Origin of the sequence: Achromobacter piechaudii NBRC 102461, from assembly GCF_001571245.1 — a bacterium.
GTDB classification, from domain to species: Bacteria; Pseudomonadota; Gammaproteobacteria; order Burkholderiales; family Burkholderiaceae_B; genus Achromobacter; species Achromobacter piechaudii.
On record NZ_BCTK01000006.1, the window covers coordinates 807,118 to 830,080 of the forward strand.

At 65.3% G+C, this 22,963-nt stretch carries 24 protein-coding genes; 10 read left to right on the forward strand and 14 right to left on the reverse strand.

Annotated elements, in window-relative coordinates:
• The first annotated feature begins 18 nt into the window (after positions 1-18).
• Positions 19-1,704 carry a nicotinate phosphoribosyltransferase gene (locus tag API01S_RS15730; RefSeq protein WP_050729343.1) on the forward strand — a complete coding sequence of 562 codons (1,686 nt, stop codon included), beginning with the start codon at positions 19-21 and terminating at the stop codon, positions 1,702-1,704.
• An 81-nt stretch (positions 1,705-1,785) separates the two neighbouring features.
• On the opposite strand, the gene API01S_RS15735 is transcribed toward API01S_RS15730, so the two are convergent.
• The 5 genes from API01S_RS15735 to cyoA all read right to left on the reverse strand — a co-directional run bounded on the left by API01S_RS15735 (position 1,786) and on the right by cyoA (position 6,725).
• Positions 1,786-2,565 carry an SURF1 family protein gene (locus API01S_RS15735; RefSeq protein WP_061305194.1) on the reverse strand — a complete coding sequence of 260 codons (780 nt, stop codon included), beginning with the start codon at positions 2,563-2,565 and terminating at the stop codon, positions 1,786-1,788.
• Entirely contained in the window at positions 2,565-2,984 is a 420-nt protein-coding gene (cyoD, locus tag API01S_RS15740) for a cytochrome o ubiquinol oxidase subunit IV (RefSeq protein WP_050729341.1), read from the reverse strand. The genes API01S_RS15735 and cyoD overlap by 1 nt, the downstream gene beginning before the upstream one ends.
• A complete protein-coding gene (gene cyoC, locus API01S_RS15745; RefSeq protein WP_006221398.1) occupies positions 2,981-3,622 on the reverse strand; it encodes a cytochrome o ubiquinol oxidase subunit III in 642 nt (213 codons plus the stop codon). The genes cyoD and cyoC overlap by 4 nt, the downstream gene beginning before the upstream one ends.
• Positions 3,615-5,618 carry a cytochrome o ubiquinol oxidase subunit I gene (cyoB, locus tag API01S_RS15750; protein WP_050729340.1) on the reverse strand — a complete coding sequence of 668 codons (2,004 nt, stop codon included), beginning with the start codon at positions 5,616-5,618 and terminating at the stop codon, positions 3,615-3,617. Before cyoB ends, cyoC begins: the two co-directional genes overlap by 8 nt.
• A gap of 63 nt (positions 5,619-5,681) precedes the next feature.
• Positions 5,682-6,725, reverse strand: a complete 1,044-nt coding sequence (gene cyoA, locus API01S_RS15755) for a ubiquinol oxidase subunit II (protein WP_050729667.1) — start codon at positions 6,723-6,725, stop codon at positions 5,682-5,684.
• Between the two features lie 221 nt (positions 6,726-6,946).
• Here cyoA and API01S_RS15760 point away from each other — a divergent pair, with 221 nt between their 5' ends.
• Entirely contained in the window at positions 6,947-8,281 is a 1,335-nt protein-coding gene (locus API01S_RS15760; protein ID WP_050729339.1) for an MFS transporter, read from the forward strand.
• Positions 8,282-8,324: 43 nt separating this feature from the next.
• On the opposite strand, the gene API01S_RS15765 is transcribed toward API01S_RS15760, so the two are convergent.
• Genes API01S_RS15765 through API01S_RS15775 form a run of 3 tightly spaced genes read right to left on the reverse strand, consistent with a single transcriptional unit; the run spans position 8,325 to position 11,327 of the window.
• Complete coding sequence (locus API01S_RS15765; protein WP_061305196.1) at positions 8,325-9,368, reverse strand: histone deacetylase family protein; 1,044 nt, start codon at positions 9,366-9,368, stop codon at positions 8,325-8,327.
• Between the two features lie 49 nt (positions 9,369-9,417).
• A complete protein-coding gene (locus API01S_RS15770) occupies positions 9,418-10,005 on the reverse strand; it encodes a YdcF family protein (RefSeq protein ID WP_254598599.1) in 588 nt (195 codons plus the stop codon).
• 20 nt (positions 10,006-10,025) lie between these two features.
• Positions 10,026-11,327 carry an XAC2610-related protein gene (locus API01S_RS15775; protein ID WP_084802442.1) on the reverse strand — a complete coding sequence of 434 codons (1,302 nt, stop codon included), beginning with the start codon at positions 11,325-11,327 and terminating at the stop codon, positions 10,026-10,028.
• Positions 11,328-11,483: 156 nt separating this feature from the next.
• On the opposite strand from API01S_RS15775, the gene API01S_RS15780 reads away from it, so the two are divergent.
• On the forward strand, positions 11,484-11,885 hold the full coding sequence (locus tag API01S_RS15780) for a hypothetical protein (protein WP_039884487.1): 402 nt from the start codon (positions 11,484-11,486) through the stop codon (positions 11,883-11,885).
• Here the strand turns inward: API01S_RS15780 and API01S_RS15785 are convergent, their stop codons facing one another.
• The 3 genes from API01S_RS15785 to API01S_RS15795 all read right to left on the reverse strand — a co-directional run bounded on the left by API01S_RS15785 (position 11,886) and on the right by API01S_RS15795 (position 13,928).
• The gene (locus API01S_RS15785; RefSeq protein ID WP_061305201.1) at positions 11,886-12,500 is read right to left on the reverse strand and encodes a hypothetical protein; all 615 of its coding nucleotides are present in this window, start codon (positions 12,498-12,500) and stop codon (positions 11,886-11,888) included.
• 51 nt (positions 12,501-12,551) lie between these two features.
• Complete coding sequence (locus API01S_RS15790) at positions 12,552-12,953, reverse strand: hypothetical protein (protein ID WP_006221388.1); 402 nt, start codon at positions 12,951-12,953, stop codon at positions 12,552-12,554.
• 81 nt (positions 12,954-13,034) lie between these two features.
• The gene (locus API01S_RS15795; protein WP_050729335.1) at positions 13,035-13,928 is read right to left on the reverse strand and encodes a LysR family transcriptional regulator; all 894 of its coding nucleotides are present in this window, start codon (positions 13,926-13,928) and stop codon (positions 13,035-13,037) included.
• A gap of 108 nt (positions 13,929-14,036) precedes the next feature.
• On the opposite strand from API01S_RS15795, the gene API01S_RS15800 reads away from it, so the two are divergent.
• Together API01S_RS15800 and tam are read left to right on the forward strand one after the other, a co-directional pair.
• Entirely contained in the window at positions 14,037-15,023 is a 987-nt protein-coding gene (locus API01S_RS15800; protein ID WP_039884486.1) for a TerC family protein, read from the forward strand.
• Positions 15,024-15,185: 162 nt separating this feature from the next.
• A complete protein-coding gene (gene tam, locus API01S_RS15805; protein WP_061305203.1) occupies positions 15,186-15,965 on the forward strand; it encodes a trans-aconitate 2-methyltransferase in 780 nt (259 codons plus the stop codon).
• Here the strand turns inward: tam and API01S_RS15810 are convergent.
• A complete protein-coding gene (locus tag API01S_RS15810; protein ID WP_050729333.1) occupies positions 15,962-16,771 on the reverse strand; it encodes an AraC family transcriptional regulator in 810 nt (269 codons plus the stop codon). The genes tam and API01S_RS15810 overlap by 4 nt on opposite strands.
• 90 nt (positions 16,772-16,861) lie before the next feature.
• On the opposite strand from API01S_RS15810, the gene API01S_RS15815 reads away from it, so the two are divergent.
• Positions 16,862-18,088: an MFS transporter gene (locus API01S_RS15815; protein WP_156487113.1), complete on the forward strand. Its 1,227-nt coding sequence runs from the start codon at positions 16,862-16,864 to the stop codon at positions 18,086-18,088.
• A 12-nt stretch (positions 18,089-18,100) separates the two neighbouring features.
• Here the strand turns inward: API01S_RS15815 and API01S_RS15820 are convergent, their stop codons facing one another.
• Complete coding sequence (locus API01S_RS15820) at positions 18,101-18,433, reverse strand: protealysin inhibitor emfourin (RefSeq protein ID WP_006221381.1); 333 nt, start codon at positions 18,431-18,433, stop codon at positions 18,101-18,103.
• Positions 18,430-19,494, reverse strand: coding sequence for a M4 family metallopeptidase (locus tag API01S_RS15825; RefSeq protein WP_006221380.1), 1,065 nt, complete (start codon positions 19,492-19,494; stop codon positions 18,430-18,432). The genes API01S_RS15820 and API01S_RS15825 overlap by 4 nt, the downstream gene beginning before the upstream one ends.
• A gap of 370 nt (positions 19,495-19,864) precedes the next feature.
• Here API01S_RS15825 and API01S_RS15830 point away from each other — a divergent pair, with 370 nt between their 5' ends.
• The 4 genes from API01S_RS15830 (at position 19,865) to API01S_RS15845 (ending at position 22,785) form a co-directional block, all read left to right on the forward strand.
• Entirely contained in the window at positions 19,865-20,746 is an 882-nt protein-coding gene (locus tag API01S_RS15830; protein WP_039883557.1) for a prohibitin family protein, read from the forward strand.
• 160 nt (positions 20,747-20,906) lie between these two features.
• Complete coding sequence (locus API01S_RS15835) at positions 20,907-21,149, forward strand: hypothetical protein (protein ID WP_006221378.1); 243 nt, start codon at positions 20,907-20,909, stop codon at positions 21,147-21,149.
• A gap of 107 nt (positions 21,150-21,256) precedes the next feature.
• Entirely contained in the window at positions 21,257-21,760 is a 504-nt protein-coding gene (locus API01S_RS15840; RefSeq protein WP_061305207.1) for a sigma-70 family RNA polymerase sigma factor, read from the forward strand.
• A complete protein-coding gene (locus tag API01S_RS15845; protein ID WP_050729330.1) occupies positions 21,757-22,785 on the forward strand; it encodes a FecR family protein in 1,029 nt (342 codons plus the stop codon). The genes API01S_RS15840 and API01S_RS15845 overlap by 4 nt, the downstream gene beginning before the upstream one ends.
• The last annotated feature ends 178 nt before the right edge of the window (positions 22,786-22,963 follow it).

The following is a 22,963-nucleotide window of genomic DNA, read 5'->3' on the forward strand; positions in this document are numbered from 1 at the left end:
CTAAGAAGGAAAACCGCCATGAATGCCCCCGACACCCTGATCGCCAAGAACGGCATCAACCCCTTCCTGCAAGCGGACTTCTACAAGACCGGCCACCCGTTCCAGTACCCCAAGGGCACCAACAAGATCCTGGCCAATTTCACGCCGCGTTCGGCGCGGCTGGCGCCGGTGCTGCCCGAATTGTTCGACGGCAAGATCGTCTGGTTCGGCCTGCAAGGCTTCATCAAGGAAATCCTGATCGACCTGTTCAATCGGGAATTCTTCGACAAGCCTGCCGGCAGCGCCGTGCGCCAGTACCAGCGCCGCGTGGACAATGCGCTGGGCAAGGGCGCGGTCACGGTCGATCACCTGCAAGCGCTGTACGAGCTGGGTTACCTGCCGCTGGAAATCCGCTCGGTGCCCGAAGGCGCGCGCGTCGACATCCGCGTGCCGCCCGTCACCTTCGTCAACACGCATCCCGACTTTGCGTGGTTGGTTACTTACATCGAGACCTTGTTCAGCTGCGAGTCCTGGAAGCCATCAACGGTTGCGACCATCGCCTTTGAATACCGCAAGCTGCTGACCTATTTCGCGCGCCTGACGGGCAGCCCGATGGACTTCGTGAACTGGCAGGGGCACGACTTCTCCATGCGCGGCATGTCGGGCCTGTACGACGCCCGCAAGAGCGGCGCGGGCCACCTGCTGTCGTTCACCGGCACCGACACGATTCCGGCGATCGATTACCTGGAAGACATCTACGGCGCGGATTCCGACCGCGAGCTGGTCGGCGGATCGGTGCCGGCGACGGAACACTCGGTCATGTGCCTGGGCAGCAAGGAAGGCGAGATCGAAACCATCCGCCGGCTGGTCACACAGGTCTATCCGGGCGGCATCGTGTCGGTGGTGTCGGACACCTGGGACTTCTGGCAGGTGGTGACCGATTTCGCCGCCGCCCTGAAGCCGGAGATCATGGCGCGCCGGCCGGACCCCTTCGGCAACGCCAAGGTGGTGTTCCGCCCCGATTCCGGTGACCCGGTCAAGATCCTGACGGGCTACTTCTGCACCGATGTGGCCAGCGTGGAAGACGCCGCCGCGCGGGTCGCCGCGCAGCGCGACGGCTACGAGGCCGTGCGCGACGCCGCCACCGGCCAGTACTGGCTGCTGGGCGAGGACGCCCGCGCGATCCAGCCGCTGCGCGAAGCCGAGGTCAAGGGCGCGGTGCAATGCCTGTGGGACATCTTCGGCGGCGTCATCACGGACCAGGGCTACAAGCTGCTGGACCCGCACGTAGGCCTGATCTACGGCGATTCCATAACGCTGGCGCGCGGTCGCGACATCCTCGTGCGCCTGGAAAAGAAGGGGTATGCCTCGGGCAACGTCGTGCTGGGCATCGGCTCGTACACCTACCAGTACCTGACGCGCGACACCTTCGGCTGGGCCTTGAAGGCCACCTATGCCGAGGTCAATGGCGAGCCCGAGGAATTGGTGAAAGACCCGGTGACCGATTCCGGCGTGAAGCGTTCGGCCAAGGGCCTGTTGCGGGTGGACGAAACCGACACCGGCTACGTGTTGCACGATCAGCAAACGGCTGAAGAGGCGGCGGGCGGCGCGCTGGTGCCGGTGTTCCGTGACGGCCAGTTGCTCGTGGAGCAGAACCTGGCCCAGATCCGGCAACGCCTGCATGGTTCGTGGGAGTGCCCCGAGGCGGGCAGCATTGCCTGGTAGTTGCGTTGATAGACGCACGCTGGCCATGAAAAAAGCCGCGCGCCCCTGGCAGGGCAGCGCGGCTTTTTTTTCGCAGACGGATCAGGCTTTTGCGCGTGCGCGCCTGTCTTCGCGTACGAAGATCACCACGCCCACGATGATCATCAACGCCAGCGCGTACCAGGTGATCGCATAGACCAGGTGGTTGTTGGGGAAGGTCAAGACAGTCAGTCCGCCGACGGGGTCTTGAGCCGGATCGCGGCTGGGGCTGGAGGACGCGTCGGCGTCGATGAAGTACGGCGCCACGTCGCTCAGGCCGCGCGCCGTGGCGATGGCGGGCAGATCCCGCGAATACCAGAGGTTGGCGGCCGGATCGTTGTTGCGCAAGAAACCGCTGCCCGGCTCGCCCATGCGCAGCAGGCCCGTCACGCGGCCTTCGGCGGGCGGCGGCGGATTCGCGCCCTGCGTCTTGCGCCACTGCGGCAGCACGAACCCGCGATTGACCAGCACGGTGCCGCCATCGGCCATGCGCAGCGGCGTCATGACCCAGTAGCCGCTGCCCAGTTCGGTGGCGGCCTGCACCAGCGTCTGGCGGTCGTACTGGTAGGTGCCGGTGGCTGTCACGTGGCGGTATTCGGCATTGGCCGAGGTCAGCCCGCGCCATTCCTGCTTGCCCGGCGCAGGCGCGGTGGGCGCGTGCGCCCGCTGCTTGACCTGCGAGATCAACTCCTCTTTCCAGGCCAGCCGGTGCACCTGCCAGGTGCCCAGCGCGCACAGGCCCGCGAACAGCGCAGCAGCCACCACCCCGAGGATGACCAGGGTGGTTTTGCTGCGGGGACTACGGGGGGTGTCGCGAATAGTGGTGTCTTTTACTGCTGCCATCAGGGCATATTCCGCATGTCGTGTGTGGACATGGGCATCATATTGGAGTTCAAGTGATACATGATCCAGATTGACCCGCTGAGCGTGATTACGACCAGCACCAGCGTGAATATTAACGCCAACATGTTCCAGCCGCTTTCGGACTTGGTGTCCATGTGCAGGAAGTAGATGATGTGCACGACGATCTGCACCACCGCGAAAGCCAGGATCACCAGCGCCGTCGTGCGCGAGCTGGCGAACACGCGGTCCATCACCAGCCAGAACGGAATGGCGGTCAGGATGGCGGCCAGGATGAAGCCGGTGACGTAGCTTTTCAGCGTGCCGTGGCCGGCGCCGTCGTCGTCGTGATGGTCGTGGCCGCCGCCATGTCCGTGGTGGCCATGCCCGCTATCAACCAGGTTGTCCATGTGCGAGCTCATGGCAGCACTCCCATCAGATACACGAAGGTGAACACGCCCACCCAGATCAGGTCGAGGAAGTGCCAGAACATCGACAGGCACATCAGGCGGCGGCGGTTCTCGGGGATGAGTCCGTGCATCTGCACCTGGATCATCATCGTCACCAGCCAGACGATGCCGAAGGTGACGTGCAGCCCGTGCGTGCCGACGAGCGTGAAGAAGGCCGACAGGAAGGCGCTGCGCTGCGGGCCCGCGCCCTGGTGGATCAGATGCGCGAATTCATAGATTTCCAGCGACAGAAAGCCCAGCCCCAGCAGCCCCGTCACCGCCAGCCACAGCTGCGTGGCGCCGATGCGGTTGCGCCGCATTTCCAGCATGGCGAAGCCGTAGGTGATCGAGGATAAGAGCAGCAGCGAGGTGTTCACCGCCACCAGCGGCAGGTCGAACAGATCCGCGCCGGACGGCCCCGCCGCGTAGCTGCGGCCCAGCACGCCGTAGGTGGCGAACAGGCAGGCGAAGATGAGGCAATCGCTCATCAGGTACACCCAGAACCCAAGCAGCGTTCCGTTCTTGGGGTGGTGTTCGCCCGGGACGTAGAACACGGGCTCGGTCGGCGGCGTGGCGCCGCCTTGCAGGGTAGGGGCCAAGGTATCAGACATGTTTCGCTAACAACCTCGTGCGGGCGTCTTCTTCGCGCACGACCTCGGTGGCCGGCACGTAGTAGTCGCGCTTGTAGTTGAAGGTATGAATGATGGACACCAGGATCAGCGCCGCGAAGGCCAGTACCACCAAGGGCCACATGTGCCAGATCAACGCAAAGCCCAGCACCACGCTGATGCCCGCCAGCACGATGCCGGCCCAGGTGTTCTTGGGCATGTGGATGGGAATGAAGCCTTGCTGCGGCCGCTCGTAGCCGTGCTGCTTCATCTGCCACCAGGCATCCAGGTCATGCACGCGCGGCGTGAAGGCGAAGTTGTAGTTGGGCGGCGGCGACGACGTGGACCATTCCAGCGTGCGGCCGCCCCAGGGGTCGCCCGTTTCGTCGCGCAACTGATCACGGCGGCGGTAGCTGACCACGAGCTGGATGATGAAGCTGCCAATGCCGCAGGCAATCAGCAGCGCGCCGAAGGCGGCAATCTGGAACCAGATCTGCAAGGACATGTCTTCGAAATGGTTCACGCGGCGCGTCACGCCCATCAGGCCCAGCACGTACAGCGGCATGAACGCCACATAGAAGCCGACCAGCCAGAACCAGAACGAACACTTGCCCCAGAAGGGATCGAGCTTGTAGCCGAAGGCCTTGGGGAACCAGTAGGTGATGCCGGCCATCAACCCGAACAGCACGCCGCCGATGATCACGTTGTGAAAGTGCGCGATCAGGAACAGGCTGTTGTGCAGCGCGAAGTCGGCCGGCGGCACCGCCAGCAATACGCCTGTCATACCGCCGATCACGAACGTGACCATGAAGCCCAGCGTCCAGAGCATGGGAACTTCAAAGCGGATGCGGCCCCGGTACATGGTGAAGAGCCAGTTGAAGATCTTGGCGCCTGTCGGGATCGAAATGATCATCGTCGTGATCCCGAAGAACGAGTTCACGCTGGCCCCTGACCCCATGGTGAAGAAGTGATGCAGCCAGACCAGGTACGACAGCACGGTGATCACCACCGTTGCGTACACCATGGACGCATAGCCGAACAGACGCTTGCGGCAGAACGTGGCGACCACTTCGGAGAAGATGCCGAAGGCCGGCAGGATCAGGATGTAGACCTCGGGGTGGCCCCAGATCCAGATCAGGTTCACGTACATCATGGCGTTGCCGCCGAAGTCCGCGGTGAAGAAGTTGGTGCCCACGTAGCGGTCCATGGACAGCAGCGCCAGCACGGCGGTCAGCACGGGGAAGGCCGCCACGATCAGCACGTTGGTGCACAAGGCGGTCCAGGTGAAGATGGGCATGCGCATCATGGTCATGCCGGGGGCGCGCATCTTCACGATGGTGACCAGCAGGTTGACGCCGGATAGCAGGGTTCCCACCCCGGCAATCTGTAATGCCCATATGTAGTAATCGACCCCGACGTCTGGACTGTGCAGGATGCCCGATAAGGGTGGATACGCCAGCCAGCCCGTGCGCGCGAATTCGCCGACGAACAGCGACATCATCACCAGGATCACGCCGCCCGTCGTCATCCAGAAACTGAAGTTGTTCAAGAACGGAAAGGCCACGTCGCGCGCGCCGATCTGCAAGGGCACGATGTAGTTCATCAGCCCCGTCACCAAGGGCATGGCCACGAAGAAAATCATGATCACGCCGTGCGCGGTGAAGATCTGATCGTAGTGGTGCGGCGGCAGATAGCCGGTGGAATCGCCGAAGGCCACGGCCTGCTGCAAGCGCATCATGATGGCGTCGGCAAAACCGCGCAGCAGCATCACGATGCCCAGCACCACGTACATGATCCCGATCTTCTTGTGGTCGATGCTGGTGAACCACTCGTGCCACAGATAGCCCCACTTCTTGTAGTAGGTGATCGAGCCCAGCACCACGATGCCGCCGACGGCCACCATGAAGAACGTGGCCAGCAGAATGGGTTCGTGGAAAGGAATGGCGTCCCAGGTCAGGCGACCGAAGAACAGCTTGGTGAGGTCTGGTTGATCAGGCATCTTGATTCCAGCGTAAAGACCACGATTTCATGAAACCCTCGGCGCGCAGCCTGCGCAGCGCCGTTACAGCACCAACCCTTCGGTGGACGTGCACATCGAACCGACATATTTGCGAGCCGGCGTGCCCGTCAAGCCCAGCCGTTCGCGCGTCTGCGCGTCCATGGTGGTGACGTTGAGCGCGCCCGGAATGCCCATGCCGCCTTGCGCATCGATCGCCATCGCGTCCTTCATGCACATGCGGTTGCCTTCCACGCAGCGGTTCACGATGGCGTCGAACAGGCCGGGCGCCACCGATGCGTAGTGTTGGACGGGGTTGCGTTCGCTGGGCTGCTCAAGCTTCAGGTAGGCGTCGCGACTGAGCCGCTGGCCCGAGGCGCGGGTGTCGGCCACCCATTTGTCGAAGCCCTGGTGATCCAGTCCATGGAATTTGAAGCGCATGCCCGAGAAGCCCGAGCCGCTGTAGTTGGCTGACAGGCCTTCGTATTCGCCGGGGTGATTGATCACCGCGTGCAAGGTCGTCTGCATGCCTGGCATCGCGTAGATCTGTCCGGCCAGCGCGGGCACGAAGAAGGAGTTCATGACCGAGGACGAGGTGATCTTGAATTGGATCGGCCGGTCTACCGGCGCGGCCATTTCGTTCACGGCGGCGATGCCCTGCTCGGGATACAGGAACAGCCATTTCCAGTCGAGCGCCACCACTTCGACCACCAGCGGCTTGGTGTCGGGCGGCACTTCGCGGCCTTCGGACAGGCGCGCCAGCGGGCGATAGGGATCCAGTTGATGTGTGCTGACCCAGGTCAGCGCGCCCAGCGCGATGATGATCAGGAGCGGGGCGGCCCAGATCAGCAGCTCCAGCATCGTGGAGTGATTCCATTCCGGGTCGTAGTGCGCTTCTTTGTTGCTGGCGCGATAACGCCAGGCAAAGAGCAGCGTCAAGAAGATCACCGGCACGATGATGAGCAGCATCAAGCCGGTTGAGATGATGATCAGGTTGCGCTGCTGCACCGCCACGTCGCCCGATGGCGAGAGCAGCACCGCATTGCATCCAGCGAGCAATGGCAGGGCGGCAAACAAGATCAATCCGCGGAGCCTTGGGAAGGACGGCATGGCCATACCCCGAAACGTAACCGTGGGAAGTAAACGCAACACTACGCTGGAAGCCGCGAAAAATCTAGGGTAAAAAGAACAAAAGTGTGCGCGGCAAAGCGTGCGCGGCAGGGCGCTATCCCAATGCGGACGCGGCTTGGCGGGCAGCGGGGTCGTCCTGCACTGGCATGTTGCAAGATCGTAGACAAGGCGGTTTCGAACTTCCTACAGTGAGCACATCCATGTCGACCTCCACGCAGTATCCCGGTCATGCCCCTTCCGTTCCCGGCCCGGGGGCAACGTCCGGCGGGGCCAGCCATGCCAAGGTGGCTCCCGGCGAAATCGCCGTAGGCGTGGTGGTGGGACGCGCATCCGAATACTTCGACTTTTTCGTATTCGGCATCGCATGCGTGCTGGTCTTTCCTAAAGTCTTCTTCCCCTTTGAAGCGCCGCTAGAAGGCACCTTGTGGTCCTTCGTCATCTTCTCGTTCGCGTTCATCATGCGGCCCATCGGCACTGCCTTGTCGATGGCCGTCCAGCGGCGTTGGGGCCGCGCCACGAAATTGACGGTTGCCTTGTTCGTGTTGGGCACGGCCACGGTGGGCATGGCGTTTTTGCCCAGCTATGAAACCATCGGCGCGCACGCGATCACCTTGCTGGCGGTGTTTCGCTGCCTGCAAGGACTGGCGTTCGGCGGGTCATGGGACGGCCTGCCGTCGTTGCTGGCGCTGAACGCGCCGCCCAATCGGCGCGGCTGGTATTCGATGATGGGGCAGTTGGGCGCGCCGGTCGGGTTCCTGGTGGCAAGCGCGCTGTTCCTGTATTTGCACGTGACGCTCACGCAGGCCGACTTCATCGAATGGGGCTGGCGCTATCCCTTCTTCGTGGCCTTCGCCATCAACGTCGTGGCGCTGTTCGCGCGGCTGCGGCTGGTGGTCACCGAGGAATACACGCAGTTGCTCGAAGAGGGCGAACTGGAACCCATCAGCATCGCCGAGATGGTGCGCTCGCAAGGCTATAACCTTTTCATCGGCGCGTTCGCCGCGCTGGCCAGCTATGCGCTGTTCCACCTGGTCACGGTGTTCCCGCTGTCGTGGATTGCCATCAGCGCGACGCAACAGATCACAGACGTGCTGATCGTGCAGATCTTCGGCGCGGTGCTGGGCATTCTGGGCACGGTGGCCTCGGGCTGGCTCGCCGACCGCATCGGCCGGCGCACCACGCTGGGCTTGCTGGCGGTTGCCATCGGCATCTTCGCGCTGTTCGCGCCGTGGCTGCTGGGCGGCGGGCCGGTGGGCCAGGACGCGTTCATCCTGGTGGGCTTTGCATTGCTGGGCCTGTCCTACGGGCAGGCATCGGGCACCGTCACCGCCAACTTCACGCGGCGCTTCCGCTACACGGGTGCGGCGCTGACGTCCGATATGGCCTGGCTGGTCGGCGCGGCCTTCGCGCCGGTGGTGGCCTTGGGGCTGTCGGCCAGGTTCGGGCTGGTGGCCGTCAGCATCTACCTGCTGTCTGGCGCGGCCTGCACCTTGCTGGCATTGCGCATCAACAAGGTGCTCGAAACGCGGGACTGATCGCGGGCGCTGCCGCTTAGGTTGCGCGGCGCGCGCCCCGGTTTCAGCCCCCGAAGCCTTCCAGTACGTTCGCCACGTTGACGCCCACGTCGGCGACGGCGTAACCGCCTTCCATCGTGAACACCGTCGGCAGCCCCAGGCTGGCCAGCGCGCGGCCGACTTCCAGGTAGTGCGCGCTTTTCAGCTTGAACTTGGAAATCGGGTCGCCCTCGTACGTGTCCACGCCCAGTGCGATGACCAGCGCGTCGGCCTTGAATGCGGCAATGGCGGACAGCCCTTGTTGCAGCGCCTGCGTCCAGGTGGCGAAATCGGTGCCGGCCGGCAGCGGCAGGTTCAGGTTGGCGCCGAAGCCCGCGCCTTCGCCGGCTTCGTCGGCATAGCCCAGGAAGAACGGGTATTCGGTGGTCGGGTCGCCATGCACCGACACCGTCAGCACGTCGCCGCGTTCATAGAAGATGCTTTGCGTGCCGTTGCCATGGTGATAGTCCACGTCAAGAATCGCGACGCGCGCCGCGCCGGCATCGCGCAGCGCCTGGGCGGCCAGCGCCGCATTGTTCAGGAAGCAGTAGCCGCCAAAGAAGTCCGCACCGGCGTGATGGCCGGGCGGGCGCGTCAGCGCCATGGCCACGCGCGGGCCGCCCGTGCCTGTTACGGCGCGGGCCGCATCGATGGCGCAGGCCGCGCCGGCGGTGGCCGCCGTCCAGGTGCCGGCCGTGATCGGACAGCCGCTGTCGAACGAGAACAGGCCCAGGCGCGCGGCGAAGTTGGTGGGTTCGATATCGTGGCGAAAGCCGCGCACCGGCCAGACCGAAGGCAGGATGTCCAGCTCGGCATTGGTCGGATCCAGCGCCAGCCAATCCTGCCAGGCACGGGCCAGAAAATCCACGTAGCGCGGGGTGTGCACGCGCTTGACCAGTTCCATGTCCGGCGCGGACGGCGCGCGCAGTTCGCCGATGCCGCGTTGGCGCAGCGCGTCCATGACATATTCCAGGCGCGCCGGCGTTTCGTGGCAAGGCACGAGCTTGCCCCGGAACATTTCCTGGCGGCCTGCGTGTTGGTCATGGACGGGGTTGTGGAAAATCAGCACGGCGTCGGTCCTTGGAGCTTTCGGGCAATGAGAGGTGTCAGGGGCGTCACTATAGCGGGCGCAGGCCGTACCAGGCCACGGCGGGCAGTTCTCGAAAAATGGAATAAAGATCGCGCCATTCGAAAAATTGCGGATACCCGCCGCTAACGTCCGCCACGCCGTGGCGGCGCAATGCCAGCACGGTGCGCGGCACGTGGAAATACTGCGTGACGACCAGCGCGCGGGTATAGCCATGCTCGCGCATATAGGCGCTGGCGTGGCGCGCGGTGGCCCAGGAATTGTCGCCCGCGCTGTCCGTGACGATGCGCTCGGCGGGCACGCCGCGCGCGATCAGATAGTCGCGCATCACCGCCGCTTCGTCCGCGCCGGCCGGGTCCACGCCGCCACTGACGAACACCAGGCGGCATTGCATGGCGGCGTAGCAGTCGTAGGCGCGATCCAGCCTTGCCGCCAGCCGGGGCGAAGGCTGGCCGGTGGGCAGCACGGTATTGCCCAGCACGATGGCTACATCGGCCGGGCGGGCGCGCGTCAGCAATCCGGTCGCGGCCAGCGCGGCGGCGGCTAGCAGAGTCAACGCCAGCAGGGCGACGAGGACCAGCCTCAAGCGGGCGGACAGGGATCGCTTAGAGGAGGTCACTAGCGGGCTCTGGGTGGGGCTTACTGGGGCGCGGGCGGCCGTTTGGGCAAGGGGTAGGTCAGGCTGATCTCGTTGGATACGACAGGCTGGGCCAGGTTGCCGGGGTCGCTCAGGACGACGGCCGCGCGGTAGGCGCCGGGGGCCAGCGGGGGCAGGAAAGCGACCGTGCCGTAGCCGTTGTCGTTCACCTGATAGCCCGCGACCCCGTCGTCGCCCACGGCCCAGACGACGGGGTCGCGGGCAAGGCCCAGCGGGTTGGCCGGGTACAGCGTGTCGCCGCCGCGCTGATAAAGCGGATGGATGATGCGCTGGCCCTGCGCATTGGTCAGCAGCAGCCACACGCGCGGGGCGCTCAGGACGACGGGTGCATCGCCGTGGTTGGCCACGCTGACCATGAACTGGCCGCCGTCCTCGCCTTGCCAGTCGGCCAGCGTGTCGGCCAGGTCCAGCGACAGGCCGTGTTGCGCGGCGGGCGCGACGAGCCTGTGCTTGTCCACGCGCAGATCGCCATAGCGCACCCACTTGAGCACGGTGCCCGCCGTCTTGCTGGCGTAGCGCACTTGCAGCCAATCGCGCGGCAGCAGCGCCACGACGTCCAGGTGGTCATCCTCGCTGGCGGTCATGGCGGGCGAGGCGTTCACGTCGGGTGTGTCGTACAGATCCAGTTTGCTGACCGCCACGACGCCGCCGTCCAGCGGCGATCCTTCGCCGTCGATCTCGATGCGGTCCACCGACCCGTCATCCAGAAAGCGATAGGTCAGCTCGGCGGGCTCGTCCTCCAGGCCGAACAACGCCTGCGTGCCCCAGGACGTTGCGCGCACGGTGCCGTCCGGGTGCAGCGTATATCGCTCGAAGCCGTGGCTGGCCGCGCCGTAGCGGCACGCGACGCTGATCACGGCCTGCTTGTCGTCGATGACCGGATTGACGAAGCCTTTGCAGGGGCTGGACTTGTCGGGATGCTCGATTTCCTGGAAGCCGCCGCGATCGGGCCGATACAGGAACAGGCGCGCAAACAGCTGCGTGCTGCCGCCGCTTTGCCCCAGTATCAGGTCGCGGTAGCCGTCGTGGTCGATGTCCACCGCCTGCATCTGGTCGACGGCATCGTCATCGAAGCGGGCCAGCGGCTGTTCGGGACCATCGCCTATGCGCACGGTCGCCTGCTGGGCCTGGCCGTCGCCGCGCACGCTGACCACGCCGGCCAGGCCGGGCTTGATGGAAACGGGAAAGTCGCGGGAAGTGGCTTGCGCCTGCGCCGGCCACGCCGCCAAGGTGGCCCAGGAGGTCAACGCACCCAGTGCGGCCGCCAGAAAAATCCGTTTCACCCGCGCCTCTCCCCACCGTTGAATCGAGCGAGGAATATACCGCAGCGCCGTGCGGGAAAACGAGCAACGCGCGCTGCAAGGCGGCGCGGCATCTTGAGTAGAATTGACCGTCTGGTGTTGTCCATGCCTTTGCCGGCCCACGCGCAGCTGTCCGCCATGAACGTTCCTTTTCCCATCCGCCAAGAATGTCCACCGGGCGCCTGTATGTGCGACCGCGACACGCTGCTCGCCGATCCGGCGGCGGATATCCGCATCCTGCGGCTGACCAAGGAAGAAGAAAAGCGGCTGGTCGCGCGGCTGGAAAACATCACCAGCCTGGAAGACCTGCGCGCCATGCAGGGTCGCATCCAGGCGCAGTTGGGCATCGTGATCGTCATCACGCCCAGCGATAACGAAGTGCGTACCTCGCGCGGTATTTCCATCCAGCTGGAGGATGCGCCGGGCCTGTGCCGCAAGACGCGCACCGCGCTGCCCGCCGCGATACGGCGGGGCTTCGACAACAAGCCCGAGATTGTCTACGCGCTGCTGAACGAGCGCGACCTGCTCAGTGGCACCTGATCACGACGTCTTGCAAGGCGTCAGCGGCACCACGGCCGTCGGACTGCGACCGGCCTCGGGGCGCGTGGCGGGCTTGCCGCCGCTGCGCACGGGGTAGCCAAGAATGACGGGGCTGCCGGCATCCAGCTTGATCGAGCCCGGCGACCCGTAAGCCACCGTCCAGCCGCGCACGGCCAGCGGCGCCAGGGTGTATTGCAACGTTGAACCGGGCGCCACATGCGCCACCTTGCCCGCGAACAGCTCATGTTGCGCGCGGGGTGTGCCATCGGCTAGCAGGTACGTGACGATGCGGTCCAGCGCCGCGGATTCGTCGTGCCGCGCCAGGACGGCGGTCTTGTACTTGCCGGGGGGAATGTCGGTCAGGCTGACGTTGATCGGCTCGGCCGCCTGGCCGGCCGCATCCAGGCGCACGCCGGTGATGTCGACGCGTGCCAGCGGTGTTTCGCCCGTGTTGCGCACGCGCACGCTGTACTGCCCGGACGCGCCCGAGATCGTGCAGACGTCCACGCCCAGACCGTTGGACCTGATGGGCGCGGTGGCCGTGGCGCAGGCGGGCGACAGGCAAACCACGGCCAGCAAGGCGCTCAATGAGGCGGGGACGATTCGGGTAAGCACGGCACGCTCCTGTAAAAGGCAGCGTACCGGGCGGCGCGTTGCCGGCCCTTATTACACCACTTGACGGCCCGGCGCTGCGTTGGCCTGTTCGCGCTTACCCGCCAGCCAGTGCAGGATCAGCGCCACGACCAGCAGGCCGGCGATGATGAAGCCCCAGAAGATCCAGCCGACCACGGCGATCAGCGTGCCCAGGCTGCCCGCCACCGGCAAGACCTGGTTCAGCCCTTGCGCGGCCCACACCAGGCCGCCTTGCAGCGATTGCAACCAGGCCGGGTCCAGCCAGCCCGCCGCCCACGCCGGCGCCACCCATTGCGACGTGTCCAGCGCGGCGCCCGGCACCTGGCTGGTGGCGATGGTGGCCAGCACCCAGTCGGTCAGTTGCAGGGTCAGGGCCACCAGGCCCGTCCAGAGCGCGGCCAGGACGGCGAAGGTGAGCCAGATGATTTTCTTCATTGCAGTGGTACTCCGATTCAAAAGAGGGTCCACGATAAAGCGGATTCTATTTCCGAAAAACCAGCGTGCGTGTGACAAACATTAAGAAAAAACCGAAGTCTTAGCCTGTGCAAGGATGGCCTGGACCAGCGGATGGTGCTGTCCCCGCCGGTTGCGGATGGCGTGGATTTCCTCGTGCACGTCGTCGCAGCGGGCCAGCGGGCGCAGGCCGCGCAACAGCCCGATGTCGTCGCCGCCCAGGCGGCTCAACGGAAAAACACCCAGCCCGCGCGCGGCGAATACCGACATCAGCGCGCTGTCCTCGAACTCGCCGACCACGTTGGGCAACACGCCTTGTTCGCCAAACCAGCGGTCCAGCGTCTGGCGCAGCACGGAATGGCCGGTGGGCAGCAGGACCGGCAGCCGCTCCAGGCAGCGCGGGAAATCCTGCGTCTCGGTTTTGCGCACCAGCCGCGCCGGACCGTACCAGTCCACGGGGGACGACACGAGCCGGTCGCTCGTCAGGCGCAGGTTGGGGTTGGCGGGCGCGCCCTGGCCCGCCAGCACCAGGTCCAGGTGATGCTGCGCCAATTCGCCCAGCAGTTCCTCGACCTCGCCTTCGTGGCAGGTCAGCCGCAGGTCCGGCGTGTCCAGCACGGGGCCCAGCAGGGCATGCGCGGCCAGCTTGGAGATGCCGTCGGACAGGCCCACTGATAGGCGGATGACGGGCTTGGTGGCGGCCGCGCGCACTTCCTGCGGCAAGGTGTGGCCGATCTGGAAAATCTCTTCGGCGCGCGCGAAAGCGGCCTTGCCCGCGTCCGTCAGCGCCACGCCGCGTCCCGCCGGCTTGAGCAACTGGTGACCCAGGTTCTTTTCCAGTTCGCGCACCTGGGCGCTGATGGTCTGGATGGCCATGTCCAGCCGCTCGGCGGCGCGCGAAAAGCCGCCTTCCTTGGCGACCATCCAGAAGTAATACAGGTGACGGTAGTTCAGCATGGGGTTGCGCTCACTTCGGTTTTTTCGAACCTTAACTCACTTTCAGGCTGATTTCTCGATGAGTCCCAAATCCGGATCATGGGCACCTTCGAACACAGCGGGGCAATCATGGACACTTTGATCACATTCTTCACGAACGACTTTTTAGGGACACCGACCTGGAGCTGGTTGCTGTTCGTCAGCATCGTCGTCAGCCTGCTGGCCTTTGACCTGGGCGTGCTGCACAAGGAAGATCGCGAGATCGGCGTGCGTGAAAGCCTGTTGCTGTCGGCCGGCTACATCACGGCGGCCCTGCTGTTTGGCGGCTGGGTGTGGTGGCAGATGGGCGCGACCAGCGGCATGGCCTATTACACGGGCTTCATGATCGAAAAGTCGCTGTCGATGGATAACGTGTTCGTGATCGCGCTGATCTTCAGCTTCTTCGCGATTCCGCGCCAGTACCAGCATCGCGTGTTGTTCTGGGGCATCCTGGGCGTGATCGTGCTGCGCGCCATCATGATCGGCCTGGGCGCCGCGCTGGTCAGCAACTTCGGATGGCTTCTGTACCTGTTTGGCGCGTTCCTGGTCTTCACGGGCATCAAGATGTGGATGATCGCCGACCAGACGCCGGACATCGCCACCAACCCGATCCTGAAGTTCCTCAAGCGCCATATGCGTGTCACGGAAGGCTTGCGCGGCAACGCGTTCATGGTGACGGAGACCGACCCGGCCACGTCCAAGAAGGTGCGCTTCGCAACCCCGCTGCTGTTGGCCCTGGTGTTGATCGAGTTCGTGGACCTGGTGTTCGCGGTGGATTCGGTGCCGGCGATCTTCGCCATCACGACGGACCCGTTCATCGTCTACACCAGCAACATCTTCGCTATCCTGGGTTTGCGTGCGCTGTACTTCGCGCTGGCCGCCATGATCCACCGCTTCCATTACCTGAAGTACGCGTTGGCTCTGGTCCTGGTGTTCATCGGCACGAAGATCTTCCTGGTCGGCTTCATCGGCAAGGTGCCCGCGGCGGTTTCGCTGGGCGTGACGTTCAGCCTGATCCTGGGTGGCGTGCTGTTCTCGCTGTGGAAAACCCGCTCGGACAAACTGTCCACGCAGTAAGCCTGAATCTGGGCAAACAAAGGCCCGCCGGTTTTTCCGGCGGGCCTTTTTTCGTCGGTGCGATAGGCGTTGGATATTAAAAGACGTCAATCCCGATATTTGTATTCGCGCGGAGCGCGGCGTAGAGTCCTGCCGTATTCCGTTGCGATTCCAGGAGCCGCCATGAGCAACAACAGTTGGTCCGCCAAACAATATTCCGCGTTCGAGAACGAACGCACCCGCCCGGTGCGCGACCTGGTCGCCAGCGTGCCGAATCAGGCGGTGCGGCAAGCGGTGGACCTGGGCTGCGGACCCGGCAATTCCACCGAAGTGCTCGCCAACCGTTACCCGGACGCCGTCGTCACCGGCATGGACAGCTCGCAGGATATGGTCGATGCCGCGCGCAAGCGCCTGCCCCATTTGCAATTCGAGCTTGCCGACATCGCCACCTGGAATCCGCCGCAGCAATACGATGTGATCCTGGCCAACGCCGCGCTGCAATGGGTGCCCGACCACGCCACGCTGTATCCGCGTCTGGTGGGCAAGCTGGCGCCGGGCGGCATCCTGGCCGTGCAGACACCCGACAACATGGAAGAGCCCGCGCATCGGCTGGCGCGCCAGGTGGCGGGCGAAGCGCCGTGGGCGGCCAAGACGGGCGGCGTCAAACATCCGCCCCGGCATAGCGCAGCCTGGTACTACGAATTGCTCAAGCCGCATTGCGGCGTGTTGGATGTGTGGCGCACCACCTATCACCATCCGCTGGCGGGTGCGGCGGCGGTGGTGGAATGGTTCAAGGGCACCGCGCTGCGGCCGTACCTGGACACGCTGGATGCCACGGAGCAGGCCAGCTTCCTGGCCCGCTATCAAGAACTGATCGCCCAGGCTTACCCCGCGATGGCCGACGGCACGGTGCTGCTGCCGTTCCCGCGCCTGTTCATCGTGGCGGGCCCGAAGGCAGCCTAAGCGGCCGACTCCGACCCTGGCAGCGCCTTGTCCGCGAAGTAGCGCGCGGGCGTCTTGCCCAGCGTCTTCTTGAACATCGTGATGAAGGCGCTGACGGATTCGTAGCCCAGGTCATCGGCGGTGCGTTGCACCGACACGCCCGCCGACAAGCGCTGCAAGGCCAGGATCAGGTGCAACTGCCGACGCCAGCGCCCGAAGCTCATGCCGACTTCCTGCTGCACCAGCCGCGCCAGCGTGCGTTCGCTCATCGCCACCCGCTTGCCCCATTGCGCGACCGTGCTGCGGTCGGCCGGATCGGCGTTCAGCGCATTGGCGATGTCGCGCAGGCGAGGGTGGTCCGATAGCGGCAGGTGCAGGTGTTCGGCGGGCATGCGCCGCAGTTGCTCGATCAGCACTTGCGCCAACTGTACGTTGACGGGCGTGTCGATGTCGGCGGCGGGTAACTGAGACAGGTGCACGATCAGTTCGCGCACCAAGGGTGTGATCGTCAGCGTGCAGCATTGGCCGGGCAGGCCGGCCACGTCGGCGGGTACGAACAGAAAGCACACGCGGCCGTTGGCGGTGACGCGATTGCTGTGTGGCATGCCGCCCGGAATCCACACGCCGCATTGTGGCGGCACCATCCACAAGCCCTGCGGCACCGAGCACGTGACGCCGCCGCGCAGCGCCAGCACCAACTGACCCATGGAGTGGCGATGCGTGGGCGATTCATTGTCCTGGTCCGCCGCGTCTACGGGCATCGCGAACACCTGCTGGGTGGCGGAGTCCGGGTGGTAGGGGGGTTGCGGGATCTCGTTCAGTCGCATGGGAAGGCGCGCGGCGGGTTGGCAGAATTTGAGGATAGTTTGTCATCGTCTCGAAATTCGGTAAAGGCGCGGCTGGGTAAGCTCTACCGCATGACTCGAACTCAATCTGCTTTCCAACGCGCCGGCAACCATCCGGCGTGGCTCCTGCTGGGAATTCTCTGCATTGCCATGGCGCTGCGCGCGCCGGTGACGGGCGTGGCCCCGCTGACCGGCATGATCCGCGAACAACTGGGCCTGTCGTCCACGGCGGCCGGCATGCTCATTACCTTGCCCTTGCTGGCCTTCGCGGTGGTCTCGCTGTTCGCGGCCGGGCTGGCGCGGCGCTTCGGCCTGGAGCGCACGCTGTTCGGCGCGCTGTTATTGATTGCCGCTGGCATCGTCGTGCGCACGCAGGGCGCGGCGGCGGGGCTGTACGCAGGCACGGCAATCATCGGGGCGGGCATCGCCATCGGCAACGTGTTGCTGCCCAGCCTGGTCAAGCGCGACTTTCCGCAGCGCATTGCGGCGCTGACCTCGGCCTACGTGTTGACGATGGGTATCGCGGCGGGCGCGGCGTCGGCCATTGCCATTCCGCTGGCGCATCTGTCGGACGATGGTTGGCGTTTTTCAACGCTGTGCCTGTTGGCCGTGCCGGCGCTGGGCCTGCTGTTGTGGTTGCCGCAGTTGGCCAGGCACACGGCGCCCGCATCCACGACCGCGCATGCGCCGCACGGCGCGCGCCTCTGGCGTTCGCCGCTGGCCTGGCAGGTCACCTTGTACCTGGGCATCAACTCTTTCGTGTTCTATGTGGCCGTCAGCTGGCTGCCCGCCATCTTGCGCGACGCCGGCTACTCGGCCGAACGCGCGGGCACGCTGCATGGGCTGCTGCAATTGATGTCGGCAGGCCCGGCCTTGTTCATGGCGCCTGTCGTGCGCCGCCTCAAGGATCAGCGCGCCGCGGCCTTCTGCTCGGCTGTCTTGTCCCTGCTGGCATTCGTGGGTCTGATCGCCGCGCCCGGGTGGGCCAGCTTCTGGATCGCGCTGCTGGGCCTGGGCACGGGCGGCGGCATTATCCTGGGGCTGGCCTTTGTGGGGCTGCGCGCCAGCCATGCGCATCAGGCGGCGGCCTTGTCCGGCATGGCGCAATGCGTGGGTTACCTGTTCGCGGCCAGCGGCCCCGCGTTGGTCGGCGCCACGCATGACCGCCTGGGCGGCTGGGGCGTGATCTTGGCGATGTGCGCCGGCTTGTGCGTGGCGATGGCGATCATCGGGCTGTACGCGGGGCGCGCGATTCAGATCGGCGGTTATCGCGCCGGCGCGCCGCGCGGCGTGCGATGAGGCCGGCACGCATCAGCCAGCCGGATTCGCGTGCGCCTTCCATAACTGCACCAGCGTTTCGGGCGCCTGGGATTCGGGCACATCGAAGCTGATGGCGGTGTCTTCGTCGCGGTCCATCACGATCTCGATATGAAAGTAACGCTGGTCGCCGCCGGCTTGTCCGCATTCCGGTACGGCCAGTGGGGCCGAGCGTTGCAGCACCTCGCACACTTCCTGGCGCACGCCGGGCGCGCAGGTCGCCAGATTGATGCTGCGCGGCTGCGTCAGGCCCGGCAGGTAGGCCACGCCGCCTTCGCGAGTCAGCCGCACCAGCAGCGCGAGGTCCAGGGGAGGCAGTTCGATCATGTCAGCACTCCTACAGTGGCCCACGCCTGCGCGACCGCGCGTTGCACGGCGGCCTCGTGGCGTTCGGCGGCCACGGTCACGGTCAGCGCGGCGAAGGTCTTGAAGTCGGCATCGTGGCGCAGGCGCTTGTCGCACAAGGTGTCGTACCAGAGCCGCCCCGCGCCTTTCCAGGCCGGGCCGTCCAGCGTGGTGGCGGTCAGGTGGAACGCGCGGTTGGGGATGCCGGAATTGATGTGGACGCCGCCGTTGTCGCGCGGCGTGTCCACATAATCGCGCATGTGGGCGGGCTGCGGGTCCTTGCCCAGCAGCGGGTCGTCGTAGGCGCTGCCGGGTTCGGCCATCGAGCGCAGCGCGCGGGCGCTGATCTTTTCGGTGAAGAGGCCCGCGCCGATCAGCCAGTCGGCCTCGCGGGCGGATTGCTTCAGCGCGTATTGCTTGACCAGCGTGCCGAAGACGTCGCATAGTGATTCGTTCAGCGCGCCCGACTGGCCTTGATAGAGCAGGGCGGCTTCCGAATCGATGACGCCATGCGTGAGCTCGTGCCCGATGATGTCGGGCGCAACGGTGAAGCGGTTGAAGACTTCGCCGTCGCCATCGCCAAACACCATTTGCGCGCCGTTCCAGAAGGCGTTGTCGTAGTCCTCGCCATAGTGGACGGTGCCGACCAGCGGCAGGCCGTGGCCGTCGATGGAGTGGCGCTTGTAGACCTCCCAGAAAAGTTTGTAGGTGGCGCCCAGGTGCGCATAGGCTTCGTCCACCGCCACGTCGCCGCTGGCCCGGCGCCCCTCGGCGCGGATCAGCGTGCCGGGCAAGGTGGTGGTGTTGTGCGCATCGTGTATCGCGCGTTGCGGCGAGCCGCCTGACGACGGCTTCGCGCCGGGCGCCAGCGTGGCGCGCGGCGGCTGCGTGGCCATGTCGCGCAGGCCGCGCTGCTGCTGGTCGAGGATCAAGGTCTTGACGGCGGGCATGCTGACGCGGGCGTCGGTGTGCTGCGCCAGGCGGTCCAGCACATACGGGGGGATCACGCCGATCAAGGGGGTGGACTCGGAAGGACGAGGCATTCGGGTCTCCGTCTTTGGCGCCGGCGCAATGCCGGCGGGGGCGAAAAACCACGGTAGCAGACGAGCGGCAAATGATGGCGTAACAGTCTGCGGCCTGTTGCGAGCAAAGCGTGCGACCCTTATTTAGGCGCCTCGAAATGTTCAGAAATGTCTAGCAACATTGGTCGCGTTTTGCAGGGCGATTCGCTTTCGATCACGGGATAGAATCCGGTGCTTCTTTCTCGGGGGGGCTCGCGATGCGTTATTTCCTGATCTTGGTGGGGGCGGCCGTGGTCGCCTATTTGCTCGCACGTGGCATCGCGGCCGTGCTCTCGGACCGTAAACGTACAAAATCAGAAAAGGACGCAAAGTGAAGCCCACAGATATCCAGATGGTCAAGACGATCGGCGCGGTCAAGCCGCGCAACGTGAAGGTCGCCATTGGGGCTGTCGTCCTGTTTTTCCTGATCCTGTTCCTGGCGTTCGGGTCGTGGTTCCAGGTGGACCAGGGCGAGCGCGGCGTGGTGCTGCGCAACGGCAAGCTGGTGCGCGTGTCCGAACCGGGACTGGATTTCAAGACCCCCTTCATCGACAACGTGATGACGGTTTCGGTGCGCGACCACACGTTCGTGTTCGAAAAACTTGAAGCCTATAGCTATGACCAGCAGCCGGCGCACCTGCGCGTGTCGGTCACCTACCGCGTGCCGCCCGAGCACGTGGCCGAGCTGTACTCGGAATACGGCACCATCAACAACTTGCAGATGCGCGTGCTGGAACGCAAGACGCCCGACGCCGTGAAGAACGTGTTCGGCCAGTACACCGCCGTGCGCGCCATCCAGGAACGCCAGAAGCTGGGCCTGGACGTGAACAACGCCGTCCTCAAGACGATGGAGGGCGCGCCGGTGCAGGTCGTGGGCGTGCAGATCGAGGAAGTGGGCTTCTCGCAGGCCTATGAACATTCCATCGAACAGCGCATGCTGGCCCAGGTGCAGATCGAAACGACGCGCCAGCAAAAAGAAACGGCGATGATCAACGCCGAGATCCAGGTGGTGAAGGCCAAGGCCGAAGCCGATGCGCGTCGCCAGCAATTCACGGCCGAAGCCGATGGCATCCGCATGCGCGGCGACGCCGAGGCGGCATCCATCCGCGCCAAGGCCGAGGCGCTGGCCGCCAACACCAATCTGGTCAGCCTGAATGCCGTTGAAAAGTGGGATGGCGTGCTGCCGTCCACGCAGGTGCCCGGCGCCGCCTTGCCCTTCATCGGCATCAAGTAGTCGCCCTGCCGTCGCAAATCTAGGGATTTCCCTCTGTCAAGAATTGCAAAGCGGGCGCAAGGTGAACGCATAGGCGCATACCGCCCGCTTTACGATCAGGCAAGCGACGTCCCCGCGGGGCGGGCGCGCTTGCCCAGGACGCTTGCACAAGGAGACATGGATGTCGCAGTTGGATTGGATGTCCGGCGACACCGCGCCGGACAGGCAGGGCTATTACGAAACACGCCTGGACACGGGCGACACCGCTATTTCGCTCTATAGCGTGCTGGGTTGGATGCCCGTCAAGACGCCGGGCAACATGGTGGGCTGGCGGCCATTGCCGCCGGCGGCGGAAAGGCAGGAAGCCGAACGCCACATCCAGGAATTGCGCGCGGCGCAGGCGCATATTCCGATGGATTACTGAACGCGCCTGATCGACGTCTGGGCCGGTCTCGGAAAAACAGCAGTTGCGATAATGAGAATTATTTGTAAAATTCGCCACCCTGTTTCTTCCCGTGTTCCGTCCGGCCCATGTCCCGCTCCACCCCGACCCGCACCGGCTGGCTCGCCTATTACGACGAGCTGGTGGGCGTATGGAGCCGCCGCACGGGCAATCGGCACGACGCGGAAGATGCGGCGCATGACGCCGTCGAGCGTTTGCTCAAGGCGGATGCCGGCGTAGCGCTCAAGGCGCGCGGCTATCTGTTCCAGGTGGCCGGGCATCGCCTGATCGACCGATGGCGGCGGCAGGACCGCGCTGAACATGTGCCGCTGGATGCACTGAACGAGGCCGACCAACTGATTGTTGATGACCCCGATGCGCCGGTCCGCGCCGCGCGGCTGGCCGACGATCTGGCCAGGGTGCTGGCGGAACTGCCGCCGAAATGCCGCCAGGCCTTCGTGCTGAACCGCATCGAAGGCTGGACCCAGGCGGAAGTCGCGCAGCATATGGGGCTGTCCAAGAATATGATCGAGCGCTATGTCATGCGCGCCATCGAACATGTGCGCGACCGTTTGCGTGAATACACTCCATGACGATGCCTTCCCCTGACGACCTCGACCCTGGCCCGGATGACTCGCGCGACGCCGCCTGGTGGTTCGCGCGCTGGCATTCGGGCGACCTGACGCGACGCGACCGCCGCGCTTTCGCCCGGTGGCGGCGCGAGCACCCCGAGCGCGCGCGCGAATTCGACCGCATGCAGCAGCTGGGCGCGGCGGCAGCAGGCCTGTCGCGCGAGCAGGTGCAATCCTTGCTGGGCGGCCCGGTGCCGACGCGGCCGCGCGCCGCAAGGCACATGCGAGCGCCACTGCGCATCGCGCTGGCCTGTGCGGCGGTGGCCGCCATGGCGCTGGGCGTGTGGTGGAGCTTGCCCGCGCCGACGCCATCGTTCACCACCACAGTCAGCACGGAACGCGGCGAACGCCGCCAACTGAGCTTGCCCGACGGGTCGGTACTGGAGATCAACGGCGGCACGCGCGCCACCGTCAACCTGTACGCCGAACGGCGCGACGTGGCGCTGGCCAGCGGCGAAATCACCTTTACCGTCGCGCCCGACGCGCAGCGTCCTTTCATCGTCGATGCCGGCAGCGGGGTCGTGCGCGTGACCGGCACGGTGTTCGACGTGCGCCGCGATCCGGACCGCGTGACGGTGCTGGTCGAGTCGGGCACGGTGCAGGTATCGGGCGGCCATTGGTGGAACCTGGGCCGGGCCGTGCTGCGCGCGGGTCACGGAATCCGCGTGCCCGGCAGCGGCGCCATCGGCGTGCCCGCGCCGGCCGATGTGTCGTCGGCTACGGCGTGGCGTGAAGGCCGCGTGGAGTTCAAGAACGCGCCGCTGACCGAGGTGGTGCGCGAAATGAACCGCTATCTGCCTGTGCCACTGCGCCTGGCGGACGACAGGGCGGGGCGCTTGCGCGTGTCGGCCTCGTTTCCGCTGGACCGCCCGCAAGCGCTGATCGACGCCTTGCCCGCCATCGCGCCGGTGCGCCTGGCGACGCAGTCCGGCGGGACCATCGACATACACGCCATCACGGGCGATGCCGCCGCCGTTACAAAATAAATGGGAATGAGATTCAGGTTTATCTGCGATTGATTCGTTCTACGAAGGAAGGCATCGGGCCGAGCTTCATTGACCGTCCCTTGCCACCCCCTCGTCGAACCGAAACAGCAGGTAGTCGTGACTTACTCAGCAGACAGGTATTCCCAGGCGGCCTCGCGCCGCGCCGGCGCGGTCCCGC